The organism is Mesorhizobium sp. M2C.T.Ca.TU.002.02.1.1, from assembly GCF_003997225.1.
The window spans coordinates 1-4,739 of sequence record NZ_RZTO01000495.1 but is presented as its reverse complement, the minus strand read 5'-3'; the positions used below and the strand labels follow the sequence as shown (position 1 = coordinate 4,739).

Annotated in this window: 3 protein-coding genes; 2 read left to right on the top strand and 1 reads right to left on the bottom strand. The window is 63.9% G+C overall.

Translation table 11 applies throughout. From position 1 onward, the window contains the following. Positions 1 to 2,116: MG2 domain-containing protein (locus tag EOD07_RS23215; RefSeq protein ID WP_245470420.1), on the bottom strand; the 2,116-nt coding region annotated here is incomplete at its 3' end. 277 nt (positions 2,117 to 2,393) lie between these two features. On the opposite strand from EOD07_RS23215, the gene EOD07_RS23210 reads away from it, so the two are divergent. Together EOD07_RS23210 and EOD07_RS23205 are read left to right on the top strand one after the other, a co-directional pair. Then, positions 2,394 to 4,322 (top strand): autotransporter assembly complex family protein, encoded by a 1,929-nt coding sequence (locus tag EOD07_RS23210; protein WP_127237118.1) that lies wholly within the window; start codon positions 2,394 to 2,396, stop codon positions 4,320 to 4,322. A 2-nt stretch (positions 4,323 to 4,324) separates the two neighbouring features. Continuing rightward, the coding region (locus EOD07_RS23205; protein WP_164772451.1) for a hypothetical protein at positions 4,325 to 4,739 on the top strand (415 nt) is incomplete at its 3' end.

Below are 4,739 nucleotides of genomic sequence, written 5' to 3'. Positions count from 1 at the left end.
GGTCGAATTCGATGCGATCCGGCACGAAAGCCTCGACCAGGAACATCTGGCTGGCAACGGCCGCCTGCTTGGGATCGGTATAGATCGACACCGTCCAGGTACCGCGCATGGCGTTGGCTTCGAGCGGCAGGTCGACGGCGTGGCCGCCGGCGGACTCGCCATTGCTGACGATGCGGCGGCTCTCGACGCCGTCGGGACGGGTGAAGATGAAGGTGAGCGGCAGGTTTTCGACCGCCTTGGCGGCGCCGTCGCGGGCAAGGGCCGCGACGTGAACGTCCTCGCCGGCGCGGTAGATGCCGCGCTCCGTCCAGGCATAGACGTCGAGCGCACCCGGCGAGGCTCGGCCCTCGACGCCACGATCCGACAGGTCGAAGCCGGCCTTGCCCATGTCGAGGAAGACGAAGTCGTTGTCGCCCTGCTTGGCCATCAGCACGGCCGGCACCATGCCGTTTTCGCCGCGGGTGAGGCCCGGATTGAAGACGGCGCGGCCCTCGGCGTCGGTGGTCGCGGTGCCGAGAATCTCGTTGTTCTTGGCAAGCAGCGTCAGTTCGGCGCCGGAAATCGGCTTGGCCGAGCCCAGCGAACGGGCAAAGACGTTGAGGCCGTCCTGGCCGGTATAGGTGGAAAGGCCGATGTCGGAGACGACGAACCACTGCGTGGCGCGTGAATTGTAATCGTCGCTCTTGTCGTCGACCGACTGCGCGGTCAGCACATAGACGCCGGGCTTGCGCTGCGGGATCGCCTCGTCCACCGGGAACGAAGTGGTAACCTCCTTATTGAGATCATTGGCGATATCGAGCGTGCCGGACCAGACAGGCGCGCCCATCTGGTCCGAAATGGTGGAAATGTCATAGCCATCGAGCTGATGCAGGAACTGATAGCCGGACAGAAGCTGCGCCAGCGAACGATCGCCGATGCGGTAGAGCGTCATCTTGGCGGCGTTCATGTTGACGGTGACGACCGGAATGCCGCGGCGGGCGCCGGCCGGCAGCACGAAGCTGTCGCCGGTGAAGCGGGCGGACGGCGCGCGGTCCTGGACGTAGATCGACAGCACGACGGGCGCGGCGATCGTTTCGCCGATCGCCGCCGGCAGGCCGGCGCGGAAGGTCACGTCATAATGCTGGCCGTGCTCCAGGCCCTCGACGCAAATCTGCTTGTCCTTGGCCTCGACGGCCTTGGGCGCGGCGTTGTCGACGGTCACAAATTGCGAATAATCGACTCCGGTCTTGACCAGTTCCTCGGAAAACTGGGCGCAGATGCGCGGCGAAGACGAATCGGCATCGACGGTGTGCTCGACGACGCGGAAACCCTTGCGCGCCTTGAGGTCGGCGTAATCGGCCTGGACGGCCGGCGAGCTCACCAGCGCAAGGCTTGCCTCATAGGCCTGCAGCGAGGGCCGATAGAGATCGCGCTTGTCGAGACCAGCGGCAAGCAGCGCCAGCGCTTCGGCGCGGGTCTTTGCCGTGCGCACCAGCTTGTAGGCGTTGAAGGCCGCCGAGGTGGCGTTCATCGGGAACGTCGCGGGTTCGGTGGTGTTCGACGCCGGCTCCACGGCGAGTATCTCGCGCGCCAGCGCCAGCCAGAGCGCGCCATCGTCCGGCAGAACGGAGATCGCGGCCTCGTATTTCTGCATGGCAAGCCGGTGATCGCCGGTAAGCGAGGCCTGCTCGGCGGCGGCCTGCAGGGCAGCAAGGCCCTCGGTCGGCTTGTCATAGGCCGGATCGGTCAGCTTGTTGCGGAACTGCTGAGCCTGGTCGGCCATCCAGTTCGGGAAGAAGGCCAGCGCCGGCGGGGCGCCGATATCGGGATCACCGTCGACATTGGCGACCTTGCCGGCGACAGCGCCAGTGAAGGATTTCAACTGGTTATAGTCGGATTTGAGAAAACACCATTTGGCCTTGGTGTTGTAGGTGAAGGCGCGGCAGGCAGAATCGCCGAGACAGTTTGTCTTGCACTGGTCGAGGCTGACATTCTGCTCCGACCTGAGGTCGAAACCGAAATAGTCGGAATTGTCGGTCGTCACGATTCGCCGGGCTTCGGCCGCAAGAGCCGCCCCGCCCAGGGCGAAAAAGATGAGAAGAAGGAAAGAGAGACCACGAGCCGCGCGCATTGCCATACCACCCTCCAGACATCGCCAGCGTCCGGGCATGATCAAGCTTCGTGCAGGCTTGTCAACGCCGGAGCGCCACAGGTTAATCACCCGCGAACGGTTTCCATGCCGGCCAAAGGCCGGTATTTCGACAGAACCTCTGTGAGACAGATCACACTTTCTTGCGGAATCGCAAAAGGTGTGAATTCCAAGCCCGGTCTATTTCAGACAATTGGATTGTGGCCCCTTTACGAACGTTGCGGAACTTCATTCCAATTTTAGTTTTGTCGACTAGGTTGTCTTAATGCCGGCGCATGAAACGCAGATGTCAGGAGGGTTCGCGCCAGGGCGCGGGCTTCCGCGCGCCCTGCTTTTTGCGCTCGTCTGCTCGACCGTGCTGGCCGGCGAAATACGGCAGGCGGCGGCTTTCGAGATTTTCGGCATCAAGCTCTGGGGCTCGTCCAAGGACGAGGATGCCGACATTGTCGATCCGCTGCGCTATTCGGTGACGATCAATGCACCTGACGCGGACAAGGATCTGGTCAAGACGCTTGAAAACGCCTCGGCGCTGAAAAACGACGAGGACCATCCGGTGTCCGGATCGCTCGGCCTGATGGCCAAGGCGCGCGCGGACCGCGAACAATTGGTCGCAGCCCTCTACGCCGATGCCCGCTACGAGGGCGTGGTCAGCATAACGATCGACGGCAAGTCGATCGACGAGTTGCCGCCGGATGCCGAGTTCAAGGGGCCGCAGCCCGTTCCGGTGGTCGTCACGGTTGCTCCCGGGGCGAAATTCACGCTTGGCAACATCCGGCTGAAGGGCGATGCGGCGGGATTGGCGGCAGCCGACTTCGGCCTGATCGCCGGCGGCGATGCCGGCTCCGGCGCGGTGCTCAAGGCCGAAGCGCTGATCGTGCGGGCGCTGAAGGAAGAGGGCAGGCCGCTTGCCAAGGTAACCGACCGCGAGATCGTCGCCGAGCATGCCAGCTCGACGCTGGACGTGACGCTGACGGTGGCCGCCGGCCCGGTCGCGGGCTATGGCGACACGACGGTCGAGGGCACGGAAAAGGTCGATCGCGACTTCACCGAATACATGACCGGGCTGAAGCGGGGCCAGCAATATTCACCTCAAGAGATCGACGATGCCCGGGACCGGCTGCTCGGCCTCGAGGTCTTCAACAGCGTGACCATCAAGGAAGGCGACAGCCTCGACGCCAACGGCAACATTCCGATCGGCGTCCAGGTCAGCGAGCGCAAGCCGCGCTTCTTCGGCGTCGGCGGCACCTTCTCGAACACGGAAGGCCTGGGGCTCGAAGGCTATTGGGGCCACCGCAACCTGTTCGGCCAGGCCGAGAAGCTGCGCATCGACGGCTCCATCAGCGGCATCGGCAGCAACAGCCTTTCGGCGCTCAACTACAATGCCGGCGTCATGTTCGAGAAGCCGGGCGTGCTCGGGCCGACCTCAAAGTTCTTCACCGGCGTAAAGACGGTGTTCGAACACCCCGATGCGTATGACCATTTCTCGGTCAAGGGGGACGTCGGCGTTTCCTACGACCTCGACAAGCAGCAGCGGGTCTCGGCCGAATTCGACCTCGATTATTCGCGGATCACGGACGCTTTCGGCAAGCATACCTACCTGATCGCCAGCGTGCCGCTGCAATATGTCTATGACAATCGCGACGACAAGCTGAACCCGACCAGGGGTTTCCGCTTCCTCGCCTATGCCGAGCCGAGCTATGACATATTGAACGGCGCGACCTTCCTGAAGCTGAAGGGCGAGGGCTACACCTACCAGTCGCTCGACACGGCGAGCCGGTTCGTGCTCGCCGAACGCGCAACGCTCGGCTCGATCGTCGGCACCGGCCTGCAGAACGTGCCCGCGGATCGGCGATTCTATTCGGGCGGCGGCGGTTCGGTGCGCGGCTATTCCTACCAGGGCATCGGCCCGAAGGACATCGACGGACAGCCGATCGGCGGTCTCTCCTTCTTCGAAACCTCCGTCGAGATGCGCATCGGCGTCACCGACACGATCGGCATCGTGCCTTTCGTCGATGCCGGGACGGTCTCGACCAAGTCCTTCCCCGATTTCTCGGATGTGAAGGTCGGCGCCGGCGTCGGCCTGCGCTACATCACGCCGTTCGGACCGCTGCGCATCGACGCCGCCGTGCCGCTCAACCGCGATCCGGGCGATCCGCGTTTCGGCATCTATGCCGGCATCGGCCAGGCGTTCTGACGATGAAGATTTTCTGGCGCATCCTCCGCATCTGCCTCTACACGCTGCTCATCCTGCTGGTGGTGGCGGTCGGCGCGCTGGTCGTCCTGACCGGCACCGAAGGCGGCCGCCAGAATCTTGCAAGCCTGATTTCGAAGCTGGCTTCGAACGAGGATCGCAAGGTCACGGTCGCCGGCATCGAAGGCATCTGGTCGGGCGCGCTCAGGGTCGATCATGTCGTTTTGGAAGACCGCGCCGGCCCGTGGATGGTGGCGCGCAAAGTGGCGCTCGACTGGTCGCCGACGGCGCTGCTCTCCCGGAATTTCAATGCCGACCGCTTCGCCGCCGAACGCATCGAGCTGGCGCGGCTGCCGCAGCCGAGCCAGCAGCCGTCGCAAGGCGGCTCATCCAGCCTTCCGGTGTCGATCGATGTGAAGC